Genomic DNA, 17534 nt, shown 5'->3' with positions numbered 1-17534 from the left:
ACGTGATGGAGTCCGCCGATGGGCAGAAAAATTATTGTTGTCACCGCCGCGTATGGCGCTGACCAGGTACGGCAAGCGGGTGGGCAGCGCGCCATGCTGCCGGTTATCGCCGGGGCAGGCGCGGATGGCGTCGAGATCCGCCGGGAGTTATTCAGCGATGCCGAACTGGCAACCTTACCCACCCTTGCCGAGTCCATTGAACTGCTCGGCCTGTTGGCCTGCTACTCCGCCCCCGATGCACTGTTTAGCTCGGATGGCACCCTCAACCCACTGCTGCCCCGCTACCTTGCCGAGGCCGCGACGCTCAACGCCCTGTGGCTGAAAGTTTCCCTCGGCAACTTCAGCGATAAGCAGCAGCTCGATGCGCTGCGCGCCCTGCTCGATGACACCGGCATGACGCTGGTGGTGGAAAACGACCAGACGCGTTGCGGCCAGCTGGCGCCGATGCAGCGCTTCAAGGCGGCCTGCCGGGTAATGAGCCTGCCGGTCACGCTGACATTTGATATGGGCAACTGGCTGTGGGTGGGTGAATCACCGGAAGAAGCCGCGAAGCATCTGGCGCCCGCGGTGAGTTATATCCACGTTAAGGCCGCCGTTCCTCATCAGCAGCAGTATCGCGCCGTGCCGCCCGACCAGGACAGCACCCGCTGGCAGGCCCTGCTGGAGCAACTGCCCGGCGATGTCCCACGCGGGATCGAGTTTCCGCTTGAAGGGCCCGATCTGACGGCGGTCACCCGTCATTACGTCAATTTACTGCGGGAGGCGTAAGCGATGCCGAATAGTCTGGATGTCATCACCATTGGTGAAGCGATGGCCATGTTTGTGGCTACCCACACCGGCGACTTAAGCGAAGTCGATCGCTTTATGAAGCGCGTCGCGGGTGCCGAGCTGAACGTCGCCACCGGCCTGGCGCGCCTGGGCCTGAAGGTGAGCTGGGTGAGCCGCGTCGGCAATGACAGCTTCGGCCAGTTTGTGCTCGACACCCTGAAGAAAGAGGGGATCGAGACCGCAGGCGTGACCATAGACGACCGTTATCCGACGGGCTTCCAGCTCAAATCGAAAGTCACCGATGGAACCGATCCCATTGTGGAGTATTTCCGCAAAGGCTCGGCAGCCAGCCATCTCTCCGTTGAAGATTTCAATCCGATCTGGTTTACCGCCGCAAGACATCTGCACCTGAGCGGCGTGGCGGCCGCATTGTCCGCCAGCTCTTACGCCCTGCTCGATCACGCGGCGGGCGCCATGAAAGCCGCGGGGAAAACCCTTTCGTTCGATCCCAATCTGCGCCCGGTGCTGTGGAAAAGCGAAGCGGAGATGGTGGAGAAGCTGAACCACCTCGCCTTCCAGGCCGACTGGGTGCTACCCGGCCTGAAAGAGGGCCTCATCCTGACCGGGGAAAACACCCCGGAAGGGATCGCCGATTTTTACCTGAACCGGGGCGTGAAGGCCGTGATCCTGAAAACCGGTGCCGACGGCGCCTGGTATAAAACCGCCGATGGCGAGCAGGGTGCCGTGGCGGCAGTGAAGGTCGAGAACGTCGTCGATACCGTCGGCGCGGGAGACGGCTTTGCTGTTGGTGTGGTCAGCGCCCTGCTGGAAGGCAAAACGCTGCATCAGGCCGTCACGCGCGGCAATGTTATCGGCTCGCTGGCGATCCAGGTTCAGGGCGACAGCGAAGGATTACCCACCCGGGCGCAACTGGACGCATAACTTCCCTCTCCCTACAGGGGAGAGTGGGCTAACGATTAAACCACCGTGTACCCTACAGACAACGGCGGTAACCCCCTCAACGACAGAGGCAAGCCTATGAACAATGCAACAAACGCAGTAAAACGCTGGTGGTACATCATGCCTGTCGTGTTTATCACGTACAGCCTGGCGTACCTTGATCGTGCGAACTTTAGCTTCGCGTCTGCCGCAGGCATTACGGAAGACCTGGGGATCACCAAAGGCGTCTCCTCGCTGCTGGGGGCCCTCTTCTTCCTCGGTTACTTCTTTTTCCAGATCCCTGGCGCCATCTATGCCGAACGCCGCAGCGTCCGCAAATTGATCTTCATCTGCCTGATCCTCTGGGGTGCCTGCGCCTCCCTCACCGGGGTGGTGAATAACATCCCGGCGCTGGCGGCCATTCGTTTTATTCTTGGCGTAGTGGAGGCGGCGGTCATGCCCGCGATGCTGATCTACATCAGCAACTGGTTTACCAAATCCGAACGCTCGCGCGCCAATACCTTCCTTATTCTCGGCAACCCGGTCACGGTACTGTGGATGTCGGTGGTCTCCGGATATCTGATCCAGTCCTTCGGCTGGCGTGAGATGTTCATTATTGAAGGTGTGCCGGCCATTATCTGGGCCTTCTGCTGGTGGGTGCTGGTGAAAGACAAACCGGCCCAGGCCAAATGGCTCTCTGAAGATGAAAAAGCGGCCCTGCAGGCGCAGCTGGATAAAGAGCAGCAGGGACTGAAAGCGGTGCGTAACTACGGCGAAGCCTTCCGCTCCCGCAACGTGGTACTGCTGTGCATGCAATATTTCACCTGGAGTATCGGCGTTTACGGTTTTGTTCTGTGGCTGCCGTCTATCATCCGCAGCGCGGGCGATAACCTCGGCATGGTTGAAGTGGGCTGGCTCTCCTCCGTACCTTATCTGGCAGCAACCATCGCCATGATTGTGGTCTCCTGGGCGTCGGACAAACTGCAAAATCGCAAGCTGTTCGTCTGGCCGCTGCTGTTGATTGCCGCTTGTGCCTTTATCGGTTCGTGGGCGGTGGGCGCGAACCACTTCTGGGTTTCCTATACGCTGCTGGTGATCGCCGGTGCGGCGATGTATGCCCCGTATGGTCCATTCTTTGCCATCATCCCGGAAATGCTGCCGCGTAACGTGGCGGGCGGCGCGATGGCGCTCATCAACAGCATGGGTGCGCTGGGCTCGTTCTTTGGTTCATGGTTCGTGGGCTATCTGAACGGTGTGACCGGCGGCCCGTCAGCCTCGTACATCTTTATGGGGGTGGCGCTTTTTGCCTCGGTGTGGCTTACTTTAATTGTTAAGCCTGCTAATAATCAAAATATTCCCGTCGGCGCACGCCACGCCTGAATCCTTTTAAAATCAACGGAGATTAGCATGAAGCCGTCCATCATTTTGTATAAAGCCCTGCCTGATGCCCTGCAGCAGCGCCTTGAAGAGCATTTCACCGTTACCCGGGTTAACAACCTGAGCCCGGAGACGGTACAGCAGCATGCTGAGGCGTTCGCGGGTGCCGTCGGGCTGCTGGGCTCCAGCGAAAAGGTGGATGCCGCGCTGCTGGAAAAAATGCCTGCGCTGCGTGCAACCTCGACCATCTCGGTAGGCTATGACAACTTTGACGTCGATGCGCTGAATGCCCGCAACATCCTGCTGATGCACACGCCAACCGTACTCACCGAAACCGTGGCGGATACGCTGATGGCGCTGGTGCTCAGCAGCGCGCGTCGCGTGGTGGAAGTGGCCGAGCGCGTTAAAGCCGGCGAGTGGACCAAAAGCATCGGTCCGGACTGGTTTGGTGTCGATGTGCATGGCAAAACGCTGGGTATTGTCGGGATGGGCCGCATCGGCATGGCGCTGGCCCAGCGCGCCCACTTCGGTTTCAACATGCCGATTCTGTATAACGCGCGCCGCCAGCATAAAGAGGCTGAAGAACGCTTTAACGCCCGCCCCTGTGACCTGGATACCCTGTTGCAGGAAGCGGACTTTGTCTGCCTGATCCTGCCGCTGACCGATGAAACTCACCATATGTTCGGCAAAGCGCAGTTTGAGAAGATGAAGAAATCCGCCATCTTTATTAATGCAGGACGCGGACCGGTGGTGGATGAACAGGCGCTGATTGCAGCGTTGAAAAACGGTGAGATCCACGCCGCGGGGCTGGACGTATTTGAGCAGGAGCCGCTACCGGTCAACTCGGAACTGCTGAAAATGCCAAACGTGGTCGCGCTGCCGCATATTGGCTCCGCCACCCACGAAACGCGCTATAACATGGCGGCCTGTGCGGTGGAAAACCTGATCGACGCCCTGCAGGGCAAGGTGGATAAAAACTGCGTCAATCCACAAGTTAAGCCTTAAACGAAAAAAAACCCGCCAGAGGCGGGTTTTTAAATTCTTGCGCTGAGTTGGAAGCTTACAGGCTTACAACGTTACCAGCTGCTGGGCCTTTAGCGCCGCTTTCGATGGTGAAGGAAACTTTCTGACCTTCGTCCAGAGATTTGTAGCCATCGTTCTGGATAGCAGAGAAGTGTACGAACACGTCTTTAGAGCCATCGTCAGGAGTGATGAAGCCGAAACCTTTATCAGCGTTGAACCATTTTACCAGACCAGTCATTTTACCAGACATAGATATTACCTTTTAAAAATTTGTTTTGCCTTCCGGCGCGATGATGGAATGTGTTACAGATTTTTAAGCGATGAAGGAAGGGTCACTACGAAGGGTATCTAAGATAACGCATCTGGACTGCTTAACTAAACTGCTCTAGGTCTGTGTAACAAACCGACGAGGTGTATTAAGACATAGTTCGCGGATCAAAGACAAGCTTTATTTTCAGAGAAGATAAAAAACCCCGCTTTGCAGCGGGGTTTTTTATTCTGGAATGCGCCCGGCGGCGCTTCGCTTGCACGGGCCTACAGATTTGTAGGCCAGCTAAACGCAGCATGGCCTGGCAAAATGCGAGTACGCTTTCAGACGTTATTCCGTTGCGGCCATCGCCGCGCTCCACGCCTGGCTGAACGCCTGATGCTGCGCGGCCAGCGGCCCAATCAGCGCATTGTACTGGCTGGCCTGCTGCGAGGTCGGGAACTGAATGCCGTTGGAGACAAAGCTCACCTGGGTGCCCTGCTGGGAAATATAATCTGCTACCTGCACCAGCTGCTGTGTAAAGATCTGGGCTGCTGGAATAAGCGGCTGCAGAGCTTCGGCAGGTTTGGTCACCACTTTTTCATACACTTTGTCGAACACAGGCTTGAGATCTTCGCCCTGCTTCAGCGCAGAGCGCGCGCCATCGGCCTGCATTTTGGCGTTCTGCAGCTGCTGGCCCAGCACACCCAGTGCGCCGTTTGACTGGCTCAGCGGTTCGCGCTGGGTCACGTAATCCTGCGGTACGCGAATTGCATTCACGCTATCCACCACCGGACGCAGTCCGGCGTCCATCGCCTGGTTCACCTGCTGTGAATAACCATACAAAATGGCATAGTCAGAAACGAAGGGACCAAACTGTTTTTTCTGATCCGCAGTCAGCGTTGGCAAACGCTCGCCACTACGCATCGCAGTATTTTGCAGGAAGTCGATAAACGCTTTGCGCTGATCCCCTTCCTTATCGAAACACCCACTCAGGCTAACTATCATTAACAACGCCGCAAGCGGCGCAAACCAGCGAGAGCAGGGCTTTCCTGTCGCCATTGTTATTACTCCTTTCACCCAAAAAAGCGCACACCGGCACACGCGTGCCCAACGGTGACAGAATAGTCCAGGTCAGGCCCGCAAGATACCCTTTTCATGTAAAACGACTATTGCCATATAAATTCTTACCATTTACAAAAAAATACCTGATGCTATGGCGCTACAGAATAATCAAGTCATTAGCATACTCAGTCGGTTCGCAAAGCGAGCCAGCGAAACGTATCTCTAACAATTAATCACGCACGTTACGATCTGTTCTCAGTTTTAGCGACTATTCTTAAATTGCTCTCTAATGTTCACGATCCCGCAGTGTGATTTATGAGGAGTTCTCAATGGAATTAAAAGATCCTATGTTTGATCTGCTAAGCAGTCTGGAACAGATTGTTTTTAAGGATGCACCGCAGACGGTTACCCGTTCGCAAAAGTCCAACCCCTTTACGGAATTTGAGCGCTTACGCAAAGGGACAGGGATGAAAACCGATGATTTCGCACGAGCAATGGGTGTCAGCGTAGCGATGGTTCAAGAGTGGGAATCAAAAAGAGTGAAGCCCTCCATGACCGAGCTGAAGCTGATGAGCCTGATTCAGGCTAACCCGGCACTCCGCAAGCAGTTGACTGAATAGTTATATTTTAGCCCCCGCATTTGCGGGGGTTTCTGTTTCTATCACCGCCTTTTACCACGCCACTCTCCGTTCAGCCACGCCAGTTCATGGGTCAGCTTCAGCCCATCCAGAAAAACGTCGTCATGCGATACCACCAGCAGTGCGCCTGTAAAGCCTGCCAGCGCCGCCTCGATAGCACGTGTCGAGGCCAGATCCAGATGGTTAGTCGGTTCATCGAGCAGCAAGAGCTGCGTCGCCTCTTCCCGCCACAGCACGCAGGCCAGCGCCGCTTTTAAGCGTTCGCCGCCGCTGAGCGCTGAAAGCGGGAGCGTCACCCGATCGGCGCCCAGCTGCAGCTGGGCCAGACGGCTGCGGAGTATCCCCTCCTCCAGCGGCGTGTTATGCAAATTGAGGTGGGAGATAACGGATTGCGTCAGATCCAGCTGCGATAAGTGCTGGTCGAGATATGCCACCGTGACCGACGTCCGGCAATGTCCCGAAACAGGCTGGCACTGGCCGAGGATGGCTTTCAGCAAGGTGGATTTCCCGCAGCCATTCGGCCCCCGCAACGCCACCCGCATCGGCCCATCCATGCGCCAGTTAAGCGGCGCCATCGTGATGTGCGGCAGCACCAGATCCTCCAGCACCAGCACCTGTTTCCCCTCCGCAATCTGGCTGCCTGGCAGGGTAAACATCACCGGATTTTCCTCTTCCACCCGCTCCCGCGCCTGAGTGACCGCCGCGTTCATCGCACCCTGTTGCTCCTGGTGCTGTTTGCGCCACGCGCCCGGACGCTCCTTTGCTGCCCCTTTATACTTAACGCGCTCAAACGAGGCGATATTAAGACTATCCACCGTGCGCAGGGTTTTCGCCGACCGGCGCAGGCTGTCATCATGCTCCTTTTGCAGACGGGCGCGGGTGCGTTTGCGCTCGGTGGTTGCATGCTCAAGTGCCGCGCGGGCGGCCTGCTGCTCCGCATTCCGCTGGCGCTGATAGTCCGCGTAATTGCCACCGTAGCTGTGTAACCCCGACGCGCTGAGTTCCAGTATGCGCGGCACCTGTGCCAGCAGCTCACGATCGTGTGAAGCGACCAGCACGCAACCGGCATGCCGGGCAAGTTGCTCGTAAAACCACGCCCGCCCCTGCCTGTCGAGGTGGTTGGTGGGTTCGTCCAGTAGCAGAGAGTCCGCATTCGCCGTAAACGCGCCGCACAGCAGAGCGCGAACCCGCTCGCCGCCGCTCAGTTCAGCGGCCAGCCTGTCGGGATCAAACGGCGCAAGCCCGGCGCCGATAAACGCCTCGCTCAGTCGTTCCGTTAAATCCCAATAACCGTCGAGGCGCTCCAGATCCTCAGGCAGATAAGCACCACTGTCGATACGCCTGCGGGCCGCGAAAAGGCCTTCATAGCCAAGCAGCTGAGCCAGCGTGGTGTGGGGGGAAATATCGTGCTGTTGCGCCACATAGCGGTGCGTGCCGAAACGTTCGATATGGCCACTGGCAGGCACGTCCAGCCCGGCCAGCAGGCGCAGAAGACGGGTCTTGCCGCTGCCGTTACGGCCAACCAGCGCGCGCAGTGACGGCTCCAACGAGAGATTCAGCGGACCAAAAAGGGTATCGCCTGTCGAAAACTGGCAGGTGACCTGATGCAAAATAAAAGAAGGGGATTGCGCAAAATGAGCCATAAGCACTCCTGAATGAAATCAAAACATCCCCTGCCGACGCGGTCGCGTTTAGCAAGGATCGAAATTCATCAGTCGTGTTTGTTCATTTTTGGGGGGCGCTCCAGAGGGAAAAAAGTAACCGGGGACAGGATAGCGGGTTTTTGTTCAGGGTTTCAAGGTTAAATTTTCAACGGCACGCCATAAAAAAACCCGCCGAAGCGGGTTTTTTAGCAAGCGTAGCGCCGCCGGGCAAAAGCCCGTTACTGCAGCAGCGAGATATCCGCCACGCGCAGGAACAGCTCGCGCAGTTTTTCGAGCATAGAGAGACGGTTAATACGCAGATCTTTATCCTCTACGTTGACCATCACTTTCTCGAAGAAGGCGTCGATAACATCACGCAGTTCGGCCAGTTCCACCAGCGCTTCCTGGTAGCGACCTTCTGCGAAGACTGGCTCCAGCTTGTCGCGCAGCACCACAACCTGCATCGCCAGAGCGATCTCTTCCGGCTCTTTCAGCGTCGCGGCGTTCACTCGCTCGTTCAGCTTTTCATCGGACTTCGCCAGGATATTGGAGACACGCTTGTTGGCCGCAGCCAGGGCAGATGCCGCTTCCAGGGTACGGAAGTGGGAGACCGCCTTCATACGGGCATCGAAATCGGCCGGACGGGTCGGACGACGCGCCAGCACCGCCTGAATGGTGTCCACGCTATAGCCTTCGTCCTGATACCAGGCGCGGAAGCGACCGAGCATAAAGTCGATAACCTCATCCACTACGTTGGTGTTGGTCAGCTTGTCGCCGTACAGACGCACCGCTTCTTCCGTCAGGGTCTGCAGATCGAGGTTCAGGTTCTTCTCAACGATGATACGCAGCACGCCCAGCGCAGCACGACGCAGCGCAAACGGGTCTTTATCCCCTTTCGGATGCTGCCCGATACCGAAGATACCCGCCAGGGTGTCCATCTTGTCGGCGATCGCCACAGCACAGGCAACCGGGTTGGACGGCAGATCGTCACCGGCAAAGCGCGGCTGATACTGCTCGTTCAGGGCCACGGCCACATCTTCCGCTTCGCCATCGTGACGCGCGTAGTGCATGCCCATCACGCCCTGGGTGTCAGTAAATTCAAACACCATGTTGGTCATCAGGTCGCACTTGGAGAGCAGACCGGCGCGGGTAGCGTGGTTAACGTCGGCACCGATTTCACGGGCGATCCAGCCGGCCAGCTCTGCAATACGGTCGGTCTTGTCGCGTAGCGTACCCAGCTGCTGCTGGAACAGCACGGTTTGCAGGCGTGGGAGGTGATCTTCCAGACGCTTTTTACGGTCGGTATTGAAGAAAAACTCCGCATCCGCCAGACGTGGACGAACCACTTTCTCGTTACCGGAGATGATCTGCACCGGATCTTTCGATTCGATGTTCGCCACGAAGATGAAGTTCGGCAGCAGCTTGCCGTCGTTGGCATAGACCGGGAAGTACTTCTGGTCACCTTTCATGGTGTGAACCAGCGCTTCCGCCGGAACCGCGAGGAACTTCTCTTCGAACTTCGCGGTCAGCACAACCGGCCATTCCACCAGGGAGGTCACTTCTTCCAGCAGGCTGTCGCTCAGATCGGCTTTACCGCCAATCTGGCGGGCCGCTTCTTCCGCATCGGCTTTAATTTTGGCTTTACGCTGTTCGTAGTCAGCAATGACTTTACCGCGTTCCAGCAGGATTTCCGGGTACTGATCGGCGTTGTCGATGGTGAACTCCGGCTCGCCCATAAAGCGGTGGCCGCGGATCACGCGATCGGACGCGACGCCCAGAATGGTGGCAGGAATAACGGTATCGCCCAGCAGCAGAGTCACGGTGTGAACCGGACGCACGAAGTGCACGTCACTTGCTCCCCAGCGCATCAGTTTTGGAATCGGCAGCTTCGCCAGCGAGGTGGCAATCATGTTCGGCAGCAGCGCTTCTGCGCTCTCGCCTTTCACATGGGCGCGATAGAGCAGCCATTCGCCTTTGTCGGTGGTCAGACGCTCGGCCTGGTCAACGGTAATCCCGCAACCACGCGCCCAGCCTTCTGCCGCTTTGCTTGGTTTACCTTCAGCGTCGAACGCCTGGGCAATCGCCGGGCCGCGCTTTTCAACTTCGCGATCGGGCTGAGACGCCGCCAGGTTAGCCACTTTCAGCGCCAGACGACGCGGGGCAGCAAACCACTCAATTTTACCGTGTGCCAGGCCAGCGTTATCCAGCTCGGCAGTCACGTTCGCAGCGAAAGATTCAGCCAGGCTGCGCAGGGCTTTTGGTGGCAGCTCTTCGGTGCCGATTTCCACCAGGAAAGTTTTCTCAGACATGGCCGCCTCTTATTTGTTTCGGTTGCACATCGGGAAGCCAAGGGCTTCACGGGACGCATAGTAAGCTTCTGCAACGGCTTTGGTCAGGGTACGAATGCGCAGAATGTAGCGCTGACGTTCAGTCACGGAGATCGCTTTACGGGCGTCCAGCAGGTTGAAGCTGTGGGCGGCCTTCAGAATACGCTCGTAGGCAGGCAGCGGCAGCGGAGTCTCCAGCGCCAGCAGCTGCTGGGCTTCTTTCTCATACTGCTCGAAGCAGGTGAACAGGAAGTCCACGTCCGCGTATTCAAAGTTATAGGTGGATTGTTCCACTTCGTTCTGATGGAACACGTCGCCGTAGGTGGTTTTACCCAGCGGGCCGTCGCTCCAGACCAGGTCGTAAACGCTGTCTACGCCCTGAATATACATGGCCAGACGTTCCAGACCGTAGGTGATTTCACCCGTAATCGGTTTACATTCCAGACCGCCAACCTGCTGGAAGTAGGTGAACTGCGTCACTTCCATTCCGTTCAGCCACACTTCCCAACCCAGACCCCAGGCACCCAGCGTCGGGTTTTCCCAGTTATCTTCCACGAAACGAATGTCATGAATGGTCGGATCCATACCCAGCTCTTTCAGCGACCCGAGATACAGTTCCTGAATGTTGTCTGGCGATGGCTTAATCACCACCTGGAACTGATAGTAATGCTGTAAACGGTTCGGGTTTTCACCGTAGCGACCATCGGTCGGACGGCGGGATGGCTGTACATAGGCGGTAGCCATCGGCTCTGGCCCCAGTGCACGCAGGCTGGTCATCGGGTGTGAAGTGCCGGCGCCCACTTCCATGTCCAAAGGTTGAACAATGGTGCAGCCCTGGCGAGCCCAGTAATCCTGTAAGGTCAGGATCAGGCCCTGGAAGGTCTTAGTATCAAACTTTTGCATAGTATTTCGTGCTGGATACGTGTGGTTTTAAATGGAAGGGTTCAGTATACCCGCTGAGTGCAAGATATACAGTACGAAACGGGGTTGTTTAGGGAAAATTGGGAAATAAGCATAGCTGACAGCGCCCTGCTGACGCAGCCACCACATTAAGCGACTATCTCAACGCATCGAAAGGTGTAAAAAATGGCCATCTGCGTCAAAAGAACAGATGAAACTCTCATTGCGAGCAGTGAAGCCCTGCATCTCATAGCTGCCCTGAAACTGCTCAAAGGCGGTGACGTCGATTTTTTGCGCGCCGGTATTGTAGCGCTGGGCCGCCCGATCCTTACACAGCTGTTCCATATCCAGGGAACGCTCCGGGCTGACTTTTTGGGTTTGCGCTTTTTGCGCCGGGGTGGTCTCCTGAGCCGCACAGCTGGCCAGTAGCGCGGGTAGCAAAAGCCATATCGCACGCATCATCATTTATATTACCGCCCTCTGCTGTGGCTGTTATTTTTAAACTCTAAACTTTATAGATTATGGCCCGGCATTCTGCGAATCTCACCGCCCCGGCACAAGCAGGACGATGCAAACTCAGAATTTTCCAACGAGCGTCTGAATCATTATCACAGTCAGACTCTTTTTAATGTGTAAACAGAGGGATGGATGCAGGAAAAAATTAACTGGATTGATAATTTGCGGGGAATCGCCTGTTTGATGGTGGTGATGATCCATACCACCACCTGGTATATCACCAACGCCCCCGCCGTCAGTCTTATAAACTGGGATATCGCCAACGTGCTCAACTCCGCCTCGCGGGTGAGCGTGCCGCTCTTTTTTATGATCTCCGGCTATCTCTTTTTTGGCGAACGCAGCGCGCAACCGCGCCACTTTTTACGCATCGGTCTGTGCCTGCTGTTTTACAGCACCGTGGCGTTCCTTTATATCGTGCTCTTTACCTCGATCAACAGCGAGCTGTCGCTGAAATACCTGCTGCAAAAGCCGGTCTTCTATCACCTGTGGTTTTTCTTTGCCATTATCGTGATTTATCTGCTCTCCCCGCTGGTGCAGGTGAAAAGCACGAGCGGCAAAATGCTGCTGGCGCTGATGGTCGTGATTGGCATCTTGGCGAACCCCAATACGGTCTCGCAAAAAATGGGCGGGTTTGAATGGCTGCCCATCAATCTCTATATCAACGGCGACACCTTCTATTACGTGCTGTACGGCATGCTGGGCCGCGCCCTGGGTATGATGGATACCCGCAAACGCTGGCTGAATGCCCTGTGCGCCGCCCTGTTTATTGCCGCGGTGGCGATAATCTCCCGCGGTACGCTGCATGAACTGCAGTGGCGTGGCACCTTCGCCGATACCTGGTATCTCTACTGCGGCCCGATGGTCTTTATCTGCGCGGTTTCGTTATTTACCCTGGTGAAAAACACGCTCAATGCGCGCCCCCTGCCGCTGCTGGGGTTAATTTCACGGAACTCGCTTGGGATCTACGGTTTTCACGCGCTGGTGATCCACGCTCTGCGCACCCGTGGCGTGGAGTTAAAAAGCTGGCCGCTTCTGGATATCGTCTGGATCTTCTCCATAACGGTGGCGGTCAGCCTGTTGCTGTCGATGCTGCTACAGCGCATTGATACGCGCAGGTTTGTGAGCTGAGTGTGCGGCTTGTTTGCCCGGCGGCGCTTCGCTTGCCGGGCAAGCAAGGCTGTGCAAACGAAGCGCCACCGGGCGCTGTATCAGGCGATCTCTTTCTCTTCTGCGATCGTATCAGACGAAGTCTGCACCGCACTGTCCCGCACGTTTTTTTGCACGGCCACCGCACCAAATAAGCTTAAGAAGAACGCAAGACCATAAAAGCCCTTCTCGCTTAGCAACAGAGTGGCATTCCACAAACCCACCACTAAAAGCGCGACGGCGATAATGAATGCCGTAAGGCACGTCATATAGTAGAGCGACGTCGTCGGGATCCCTTCATATTTGTCACGAACGGTTTTCTGATAAGAGGCTGCAGAAAACAAGCCAAGGATAATGACCGCAAAGTAATATCCTTTCTCATTGAGCTGCATATCTGCATTCCATAAACCAACCAGATAACTAATGATCCCACCAAGAAGCGCAAGCCAGGATACGGCATTAAAAGCAGGGGAGCTATTTGTCACGTCTCTTTCCATTTTCACGTAAACCTCACCAGGGAACTGAACAAGGCATTATGGATGAAGTCTTGCGATCCACTGCAATGAAGGACACGGAGAAGTATGAATTCGGAAAAAAACCATACAAATAAATAATTATTTAGAATCAATTATTTAAAATATAGAGATGGATAGGCCGGGTTAGGCGAAGCCGCTACCCGGCGCTGTATCACGACATCAGTGGCAGAAGCTGCTGATAGATTTTGCGGAACACGTCGCGACGCCCGGCATAGCGGGCATGACGATCGGGGTCCGGGGTGTGCTGCTGTTCAAGCGCCAGCTGTGGCAACAGCGACGCCAGCGGCTTGCCCGGATTCATTGCAATTTGCGCCAGCCGCGCCGCACCCAGCGCAGGCCCGACATCCCCACCGGTACGGTAATCGAGCTGTTGCCCGCTGATATCCGCCAGCATCTGGCGCCAGTAAGGGCTACGCGCTCCCCCGCCAATCAGCGTAATGCTGGATGGTTGTAACCCGCACTCATGCACCACATCCATCCCATCGGCCAGCGCATAGCCCACCCCTTCCAGCACCGCACGCGCCAGCTCAGCCGGGCCGTGTTGATGGGTTAAACCAAAGAATACCCCTTTCGCCTGGGGGTTGTTATGCGGCGTGCGCTCGCCGGACAGATAGGGCAGGAACCAGACGGTATCGGCGTTTTCATCCGCCTGCTGCGCGGCATCGAGCAGGGCCGGCACGCTCTCTAATCCGGTCAGTTTCGCCGCCCAGTCCAGGCAGGACGCCGCACTGAGCATCACCGACATCAGATGCCATTTGCCCGGCAGCGCATGGCAGAAACTGTGCACCGCGCTGTCAGGGTTACTGCGGTAGCCGTCGCTCACGGCGAAATAAACGCCGGAGGTGCCCAGCGACAGCATCGCCTGCCCGGCATCGGCCATGCCCACGCCAACCGCGCCGGCGGCGTTATCCCCGCCCCCCGCCACGACCGGAACGGCCGGCATATTCCACTGCTGCGCCACCGACGGCAGCAGCGTGCCCGTCTGCTCACAGCCTTCAAACAGCGCTGGCATATGGTCGCGGGTGAGATGGCAGGCGTCGAGCATCGTCTCGCTCCAGTCACGCTTTGCCACGTCGAGCCACATGGTGCCAGCGGCATCGGACATATCGCTGGCGTACTCTCCGGTCATGCGCAACCGCAGATAATCTTTCGGCAGCAGTACCTTCGCTACCTGGCTAAAAATTTCGGGTTCATGGCGCTGCACCCACAGCAGTTTCGGGGCGGTAAAGCCCGGCATCATCAGGTTGCCGGTGATCTCCCGCGAGGCCGGGACACGTTCTTCCAGCAGGGCGCACTCTTCACCGCAGCGGCCATCGTTCCATAAAATCGCCGGGCGCAAAACGCGGTTATCCTTATCCAGCAGCGTGGCGCCATGCATCTGTCCGGCAATGCCCAGCGCTTTTACCTCGCGCAGAGAGTGTTGCTCGCCAAGCGCTTTCAGGGCGCGATCCGTGGCCAGCCACCAGGCTTCAGGATCCTGTTCAGACCAGAGCGGGTGTGGCCGTGAAACGTGCAGTTTTTCTGTTTGCGTTGCCAGCACGTCGCCCTGTTCATTTAACAGAATGGCTTTCACACCCGATGTGCCAAGATCGATCCCGATATACATTGCGGTGACTCCTTTAACAGAAATGCCCGGACGCTTGCAGCGGTTCCGGGCCTGGGCTAACCGTAAGCCGGACAAGCGTCGCGCTGCCCGGCAATACCCGGTTACTTATCAAACAGATAATGATTCACCAGATTTTCCAGCAGTTCCTGATGACCGCTCTGGTGCTGCGGCGCAAGGTTATGCTGTTCAGCGTACTTCGCCAGTTCGGTCAGTGATAACTGGCCTTTCAAAATTTGCTGACCCAGCTCACTGTTCCAGCCGCCGTAGCGTTTCGCCACGCGCTTATCCAGCTCGCCATCTTCAATCATGCGGGCAGCCACTTTCAACGACAGCGCCATGGTATCCATCGCCCCGATATGACCATAGAAGAGATCGTATTTATCGGTGCTCTGACGGCGCACTTTGGCGTCAAAGTTCAGGCCGCCGGTGGTGAAGCCACCCGCTTTGATAATTTCGTACATCACCAGCGCGTTTTCTTCCACGCTGACCGGGAACTGGTCGGTATCCCAGCCGAGCTGCGGATCGCCGCGGTTGGCATCTACGGAGCCGAAAATGCCCAGCGCGATAGCGGAGGCGATCTCGTGATGGAACGAGTGACCCGCCAGCGTCGCGTGGTTGGCTTCGATATTCACCTTGATCTCTTTTTCCAGCCCGAACTGCTTCAGGAAGCCATACACCGTCGCCACGTCGTAGTCATACTGGTGCTTGGTCGGCTCCTGCGGTTTTGGCTCAATCAGCAGCGTACCCTGGAAGCCGATTTTGTGTTTATGCTCGACCACCATCTGCATGAAGCGGCCAATTTGCTCGCGCTCCTGACGTAAGTCAGTATTGAGCAGCGTTTCGTAGCCTTCACGTCCGCCCCACAGCACATAGTTTTCCCCGCCCAGCTTATGGGTGGCATTCATCGCCGTCACCACCTGCGTGGCCGCCCAGCTGAAGACTTCCGGGTCCGGGTTGGTGGCAGCGCCTGCGCCATAGCGTGGATGGGTAAAGCAGTTGGCGGTGCCCCACAGCAGCTTCACGCCGCTCTGCTGCTGTTTTTCGGCCAGCACATCGACCATCTGCGCAAAGTTATTCAGATACTCTTTCAGCGAAGCGCCTTCCGGTGAAACGTCCACATCGTGGAAGCAGTAATAAGGGACATTCAGCTTGTGGAAGAACTCAAAGGCGACATCCGCTTTGCGTTTTGCCAGCTCCAGCGCTTCACCTGGCTGCTGCCACGGACGATCGAATGAGCCCACGCCAAACATATCGGCACCGTTCCAGCAGAAGGTGTGCCAGTAGCAGGCAGCGAAACGCAGGTGATCTTCCATGCGCTTACCCAGCACCAGCTCGTCCGGGTTGTAATGACGAAACGCTAAAGGATTTGAGGATTTCGGACCTTCATAACGAACGCGATCGAGTTGATCGAAATAAGCTTGCATAGTGAGCTCCATAATCAGGGATACAGCAAAGAGTTGATACTGGAGTAATACTGAATAGGGATCGCAGGTTGCTCAATTACGTTATTTCACACTGCTATTGAGAGAATGCACAAACGTGCGCTGGCTCGCAAAATCAATTTGCAGACAAACAAATTTCACTGCACAAATTCCATAATCACGTGTAATTAAGAGCTTATGTAATTTAAAATTCGATCGCGGTCATAAATTCGAAAATAAACCAAATATCATAACGAGAAGATAAAAATCTGTAATTGCCAGCCTGCCATTCCCCGTTAAGAATTTGCTACGTCTCTTGCAATGATTGTTTCTTTTATCTCAGCAACCTAACCCTACAAAAGGCAATACAATTATGAAGATAAAGAACCTGTGCCTCACTCTTTGTGCATCGCTGCTGCTGGCGAGTACGGCGAGTCATGCAAAAGAAGTTAAAATCGGCATGGCGATAGATGACCTCCGTCTGGAGCGCTGGCAAAAAGATCGCGATATTTTTGTCAATAAGGCAGAAGCATTAGGCGCGAAAGTTTTCGTCCAGTCTGCCAATGGCAATGAAGAAACGCAAATGTCGCAAATCGAAAATATGATAAACCGCGGCGTCGATGTGCTGGTTATTATTCCTTATAACGGTCAGGTTTTAAGTAACGTGGTAAAAGAAGCCAAGCGCGAAGGGATTAAAGTGCTGGCCTACGACCGCATGATTAATAATGCGGACATTGATTATTATATTTCCTTCGACAATGAAAAGGTCGGCGAATTACAGGCGCAAAGCCTGGTCGCCAAAGTTCCACAGGGCAATTACTTCCTGATGGGCGGCTCCCCGGTGGACAACAATGCCAAACTCTTCCGCGCCGGACAGATGAAGGTGCTGAAGCCCTATATTGATGAAGGCAAAATCAAGATCGTTGGCGATCAGTGGGCGGACGGCTGGTTACCTGAAAACGCGTTAAAAATTATGGAAAACGCCCTCACCGCCAATAATAACAAAATCGATGCCGTGGTGGCCTCTAACGATGCGACCGCAGGCGGCGCTATTCAGGCACTCAGCGCCCAGGGGCTGGCCGGAAAAGTGGCGATCTCCGGACAGGATGCGGACCTCGCCGGGGTGAAACGTATTGTGGCAGGTACCCAGACCATGACGGTGTATAAGCCGATCACCGAGCTTGCCACTACCGCCGCAGAAATTGCCGTTGAGCTTGGCAATGGCCAACAGCCTAAAGCGGACGCCAGCTTAAACAACGGCCTGAAAGATGTGCCTTCCCGACTGCTTACCCCTATCGAAGTCAATAAAGAGAACATTGACGCTACCGTTGTGAAAGACGGTTTCCATAAAAAGAGCGAACTGTAATCCATCATCGCCCCCG

Annotated in this window: 16 protein-coding genes; 7 read left to right on the top strand and 9 right to left on the bottom strand. The window is 55.9% G+C overall.

What is annotated here, in order from left to right; all coding sequences use genetic code 11:
• Positions 1–18 precede the first annotated feature (18 nt).
• The 4 genes from GNG29_RS00795 (at position 19) to ghrB (ending at position 4089) form a co-directional block, all read left to right on the top strand.
• A complete protein-coding gene (locus GNG29_RS00795; RefSeq protein WP_103177782.1) occupies positions 19–768 on the top strand; it encodes a sugar phosphate isomerase/epimerase in 750 nt (249 codons plus the stop codon).
• Positions 769–771: 3 nt separating this feature from the next.
• Positions 772–1710, top strand: coding sequence for a sugar kinase (locus GNG29_RS00790; protein WP_156653706.1), 939 nt, complete (start codon positions 772–774; stop codon positions 1708–1710).
• Between the two features lie 96 nt (positions 1711–1806).
• Positions 1807–3087, top strand: a complete 1281-nt coding sequence (locus GNG29_RS00785) for an MFS transporter (protein WP_103177780.1) — start codon at positions 1807–1809, stop codon at positions 3085–3087.
• Positions 3088–3114: 27 nt separating this feature from the next.
• A complete protein-coding gene (gene ghrB / locus GNG29_RS00780) occupies positions 3115–4089 on the top strand; it encodes a glyoxylate/hydroxypyruvate reductase GhrB (RefSeq protein ID WP_156653705.1) in 975 nt (324 codons plus the stop codon).
• A gap of 55 nt (positions 4090–4144) precedes the next feature.
• On the opposite strand, the gene cspA is transcribed toward ghrB, so the two are convergent.
• Both cspA and GNG29_RS00770 read right to left on the bottom strand, forming a co-directional pair.
• Positions 4145–4357, bottom strand: coding sequence for an RNA chaperone/antiterminator CspA (gene cspA / locus GNG29_RS00775; protein ID WP_032615822.1), 213 nt, complete (start codon positions 4355–4357; stop codon positions 4145–4147).
• A gap of 348 nt (positions 4358–4705) precedes the next feature.
• The gene (locus GNG29_RS00770; protein ID WP_103177778.1) at positions 4706–5416 is read right to left on the bottom strand and encodes a DUF3053 domain-containing protein; all 711 of its coding nucleotides are present in this window, start codon (positions 5414–5416) and stop codon (positions 4706–4708) included.
• Between the two features lie 332 nt (positions 5417–5748).
• Between GNG29_RS00770 and GNG29_RS00765 the strand changes: the two genes are divergently transcribed.
• The gene (locus GNG29_RS00765; protein WP_103177777.1) at positions 5749–6039 is read left to right on the top strand and encodes an HTH-type transcriptional regulator; all 291 of its coding nucleotides are present in this window, start codon (positions 5749–5751) and stop codon (positions 6037–6039) included.
• A 41-nt stretch (positions 6040–6080) separates the two neighbouring features.
• Here the strand turns inward: GNG29_RS00765 and GNG29_RS00760 are convergent, their stop codons facing one another.
• The 4 genes from GNG29_RS00760 to GNG29_RS00745 form a co-directional block, all read right to left on the bottom strand.
• Positions 6081–7700: an ABC-F family ATP-binding cassette domain-containing protein gene (locus tag GNG29_RS00760; protein ID WP_156653704.1), complete on the bottom strand. Its 1620-nt coding sequence runs from the start codon at positions 7698–7700 to the stop codon at positions 6081–6083.
• A 239-nt stretch (positions 7701–7939) separates the two neighbouring features.
• Positions 7940–10009 carry a glycine--tRNA ligase subunit beta gene (gene glyS, locus GNG29_RS00755; RefSeq protein WP_103177775.1) on the bottom strand — a complete coding sequence of 690 codons (2070 nt, stop codon included), beginning with the start codon at positions 10007–10009 and terminating at the stop codon, positions 7940–7942.
• Between the two features lie 9 nt (positions 10010–10018).
• Positions 10019–10930 (bottom strand): glycine--tRNA ligase subunit alpha, encoded by a 912-nt coding sequence (glyQ, locus tag GNG29_RS00750; RefSeq protein ID WP_003860141.1) that lies wholly within the window; start codon positions 10928–10930, stop codon positions 10019–10021.
• Positions 10931–11089: 159 nt separating this feature from the next.
• On the bottom strand, positions 11090–11392 hold the full coding sequence (locus GNG29_RS00745) for a YsaB family lipoprotein (protein WP_103177773.1): 303 nt from the start codon (positions 11390–11392) through the stop codon (positions 11090–11092).
• 183 nt (positions 11393–11575) lie between these two features.
• On the opposite strand from GNG29_RS00745, the gene GNG29_RS00740 reads away from it, so the two are divergent.
• A complete protein-coding gene (locus tag GNG29_RS00740) occupies positions 11576–12571 on the top strand; it encodes an acyltransferase (RefSeq protein WP_103177772.1) in 996 nt (331 codons plus the stop codon).
• A gap of 80 nt (positions 12572–12651) precedes the next feature.
• Here GNG29_RS00740 and yiaA read toward each other — a convergent pair whose 3' ends face one another.
• The 3 genes from yiaA to xylA all read right to left on the bottom strand — a co-directional run bounded on the left by yiaA (position 12652) and on the right by xylA (position 16155).
• Positions 12652–13074, bottom strand: a complete 423-nt coding sequence (gene yiaA, locus GNG29_RS00735) for an inner membrane protein YiaA (RefSeq protein ID WP_371816480.1) — start codon at positions 13072–13074, stop codon at positions 12652–12654.
• A gap of 202 nt (positions 13075–13276) precedes the next feature.
• Positions 13277–14731 carry a xylulokinase gene (gene xylB, locus GNG29_RS00730; RefSeq protein WP_156653703.1) on the bottom strand — a complete coding sequence of 485 codons (1455 nt, stop codon included), beginning with the start codon at positions 14729–14731 and terminating at the stop codon, positions 13277–13279.
• A 101-nt stretch (positions 14732–14832) separates the two neighbouring features.
• Positions 14833–16155 carry a xylose isomerase gene (gene xylA, locus GNG29_RS00725; RefSeq protein WP_114316199.1) on the bottom strand — a complete coding sequence of 441 codons (1323 nt, stop codon included), beginning with the start codon at positions 16153–16155 and terminating at the stop codon, positions 14833–14835.
• 370 nt (positions 16156–16525) lie between these two features.
• On the opposite strand from xylA, the gene xylF reads away from it, so the two are divergent.
• Positions 16526–17518: a D-xylose ABC transporter substrate-binding protein gene (gene xylF / locus GNG29_RS00720; protein WP_103177768.1), complete on the top strand. Its 993-nt coding sequence runs from the start codon at positions 16526–16528 to the stop codon at positions 17516–17518.
• Positions 17519–17534 lie beyond the last annotated feature (16 nt).

The sequence above is a fragment of the Leclercia sp. Colony189 genome (assembly GCF_009740165.1).
GTDB lineage: Bacteria > Pseudomonadota > Gammaproteobacteria > Enterobacterales > Enterobacteriaceae > Enterobacter.
Note: the sequence above shows the minus strand (reverse complement) of the source record. Positions and strands in the feature narration are given on the sequence as shown.

Excerpts from the sequence above, each read along its gene's own strand:
- GNG29_RS00770 (WP_103177778.1), bottom strand. The coding sequence starts at position 5,416 with ATGGCGACAGGAAAGCCCTGCTCTCGCTGGTTTGCGCCGCTTGCGGCG.
- GNG29_RS00790 (WP_156653706.1), top strand. The coding sequence starts at position 772 with ATGCCGAATAGTCTGGATGTCATCACCATTGGTGAAGCGATGGCCATG.
- xylB (WP_156653703.1), bottom strand. The coding sequence starts at position 14,731 with ATGTATATCGGGATCGATCTTGGCACATCGGGTGTGAAAGCCATTCTG.
- GNG29_RS00745 (WP_103177773.1), bottom strand. The coding sequence starts at position 11,392 with ATGATGATGCGTGCGATATGGCTTTTGCTACCCGCGCTACTGGCCAGC.
- xylF (WP_103177768.1), top strand. The coding sequence starts at position 16,526 with ATGAAGATAAAGAACCTGTGCCTCACTCTTTGTGCATCGCTGCTGCTG.
- cspA (WP_032615822.1), bottom strand. The coding sequence starts at position 4,357 with ATGTCTGGTAAAATGACTGGTCTGGTAAAATGGTTCAACGCTGATAAA.
- GNG29_RS00765 (WP_103177777.1), top strand. The coding sequence starts at position 5,749 with ATGGAATTAAAAGATCCTATGTTTGATCTGCTAAGCAGTCTGGAACAG.
- glyQ (WP_003860141.1), bottom strand. The coding sequence starts at position 10,930 with ATGCAAAAGTTTGATACTAAGACCTTCCAGGGCCTGATCCTGACCTTA.
- ghrB (WP_156653705.1), top strand. The coding sequence starts at position 3,115 with ATGAAGCCGTCCATCATTTTGTATAAAGCCCTGCCTGATGCCCTGCAG.
- GNG29_RS00740 (WP_103177772.1), top strand. The coding sequence starts at position 11,576 with ATGCAGGAAAAAATTAACTGGATTGATAATTTGCGGGGAATCGCCTGT.
- xylA (WP_114316199.1), bottom strand. The coding sequence starts at position 16,155 with ATGCAAGCTTATTTCGATCAACTCGATCGCGTTCGTTATGAAGGTCCG.
- GNG29_RS00795 (WP_103177782.1), top strand. The coding sequence starts at position 19 with ATGGGCAGAAAAATTATTGTTGTCACCGCCGCGTATGGCGCTGACCAG.
- glyS (WP_103177775.1), bottom strand. The coding sequence starts at position 10,009 with ATGTCTGAGAAAACTTTCCTGGTGGAAATCGGCACCGAAGAGCTGCCA.
- GNG29_RS00760 (WP_156653704.1), bottom strand. The coding sequence starts at position 7,700 with ATGGCTCATTTTGCGCAATCCCCTTCTTTTATTTTGCATCAGGTCACC.
- GNG29_RS00785 (WP_103177780.1), top strand. The coding sequence starts at position 1,807 with ATGAACAATGCAACAAACGCAGTAAAACGCTGGTGGTACATCATGCCT.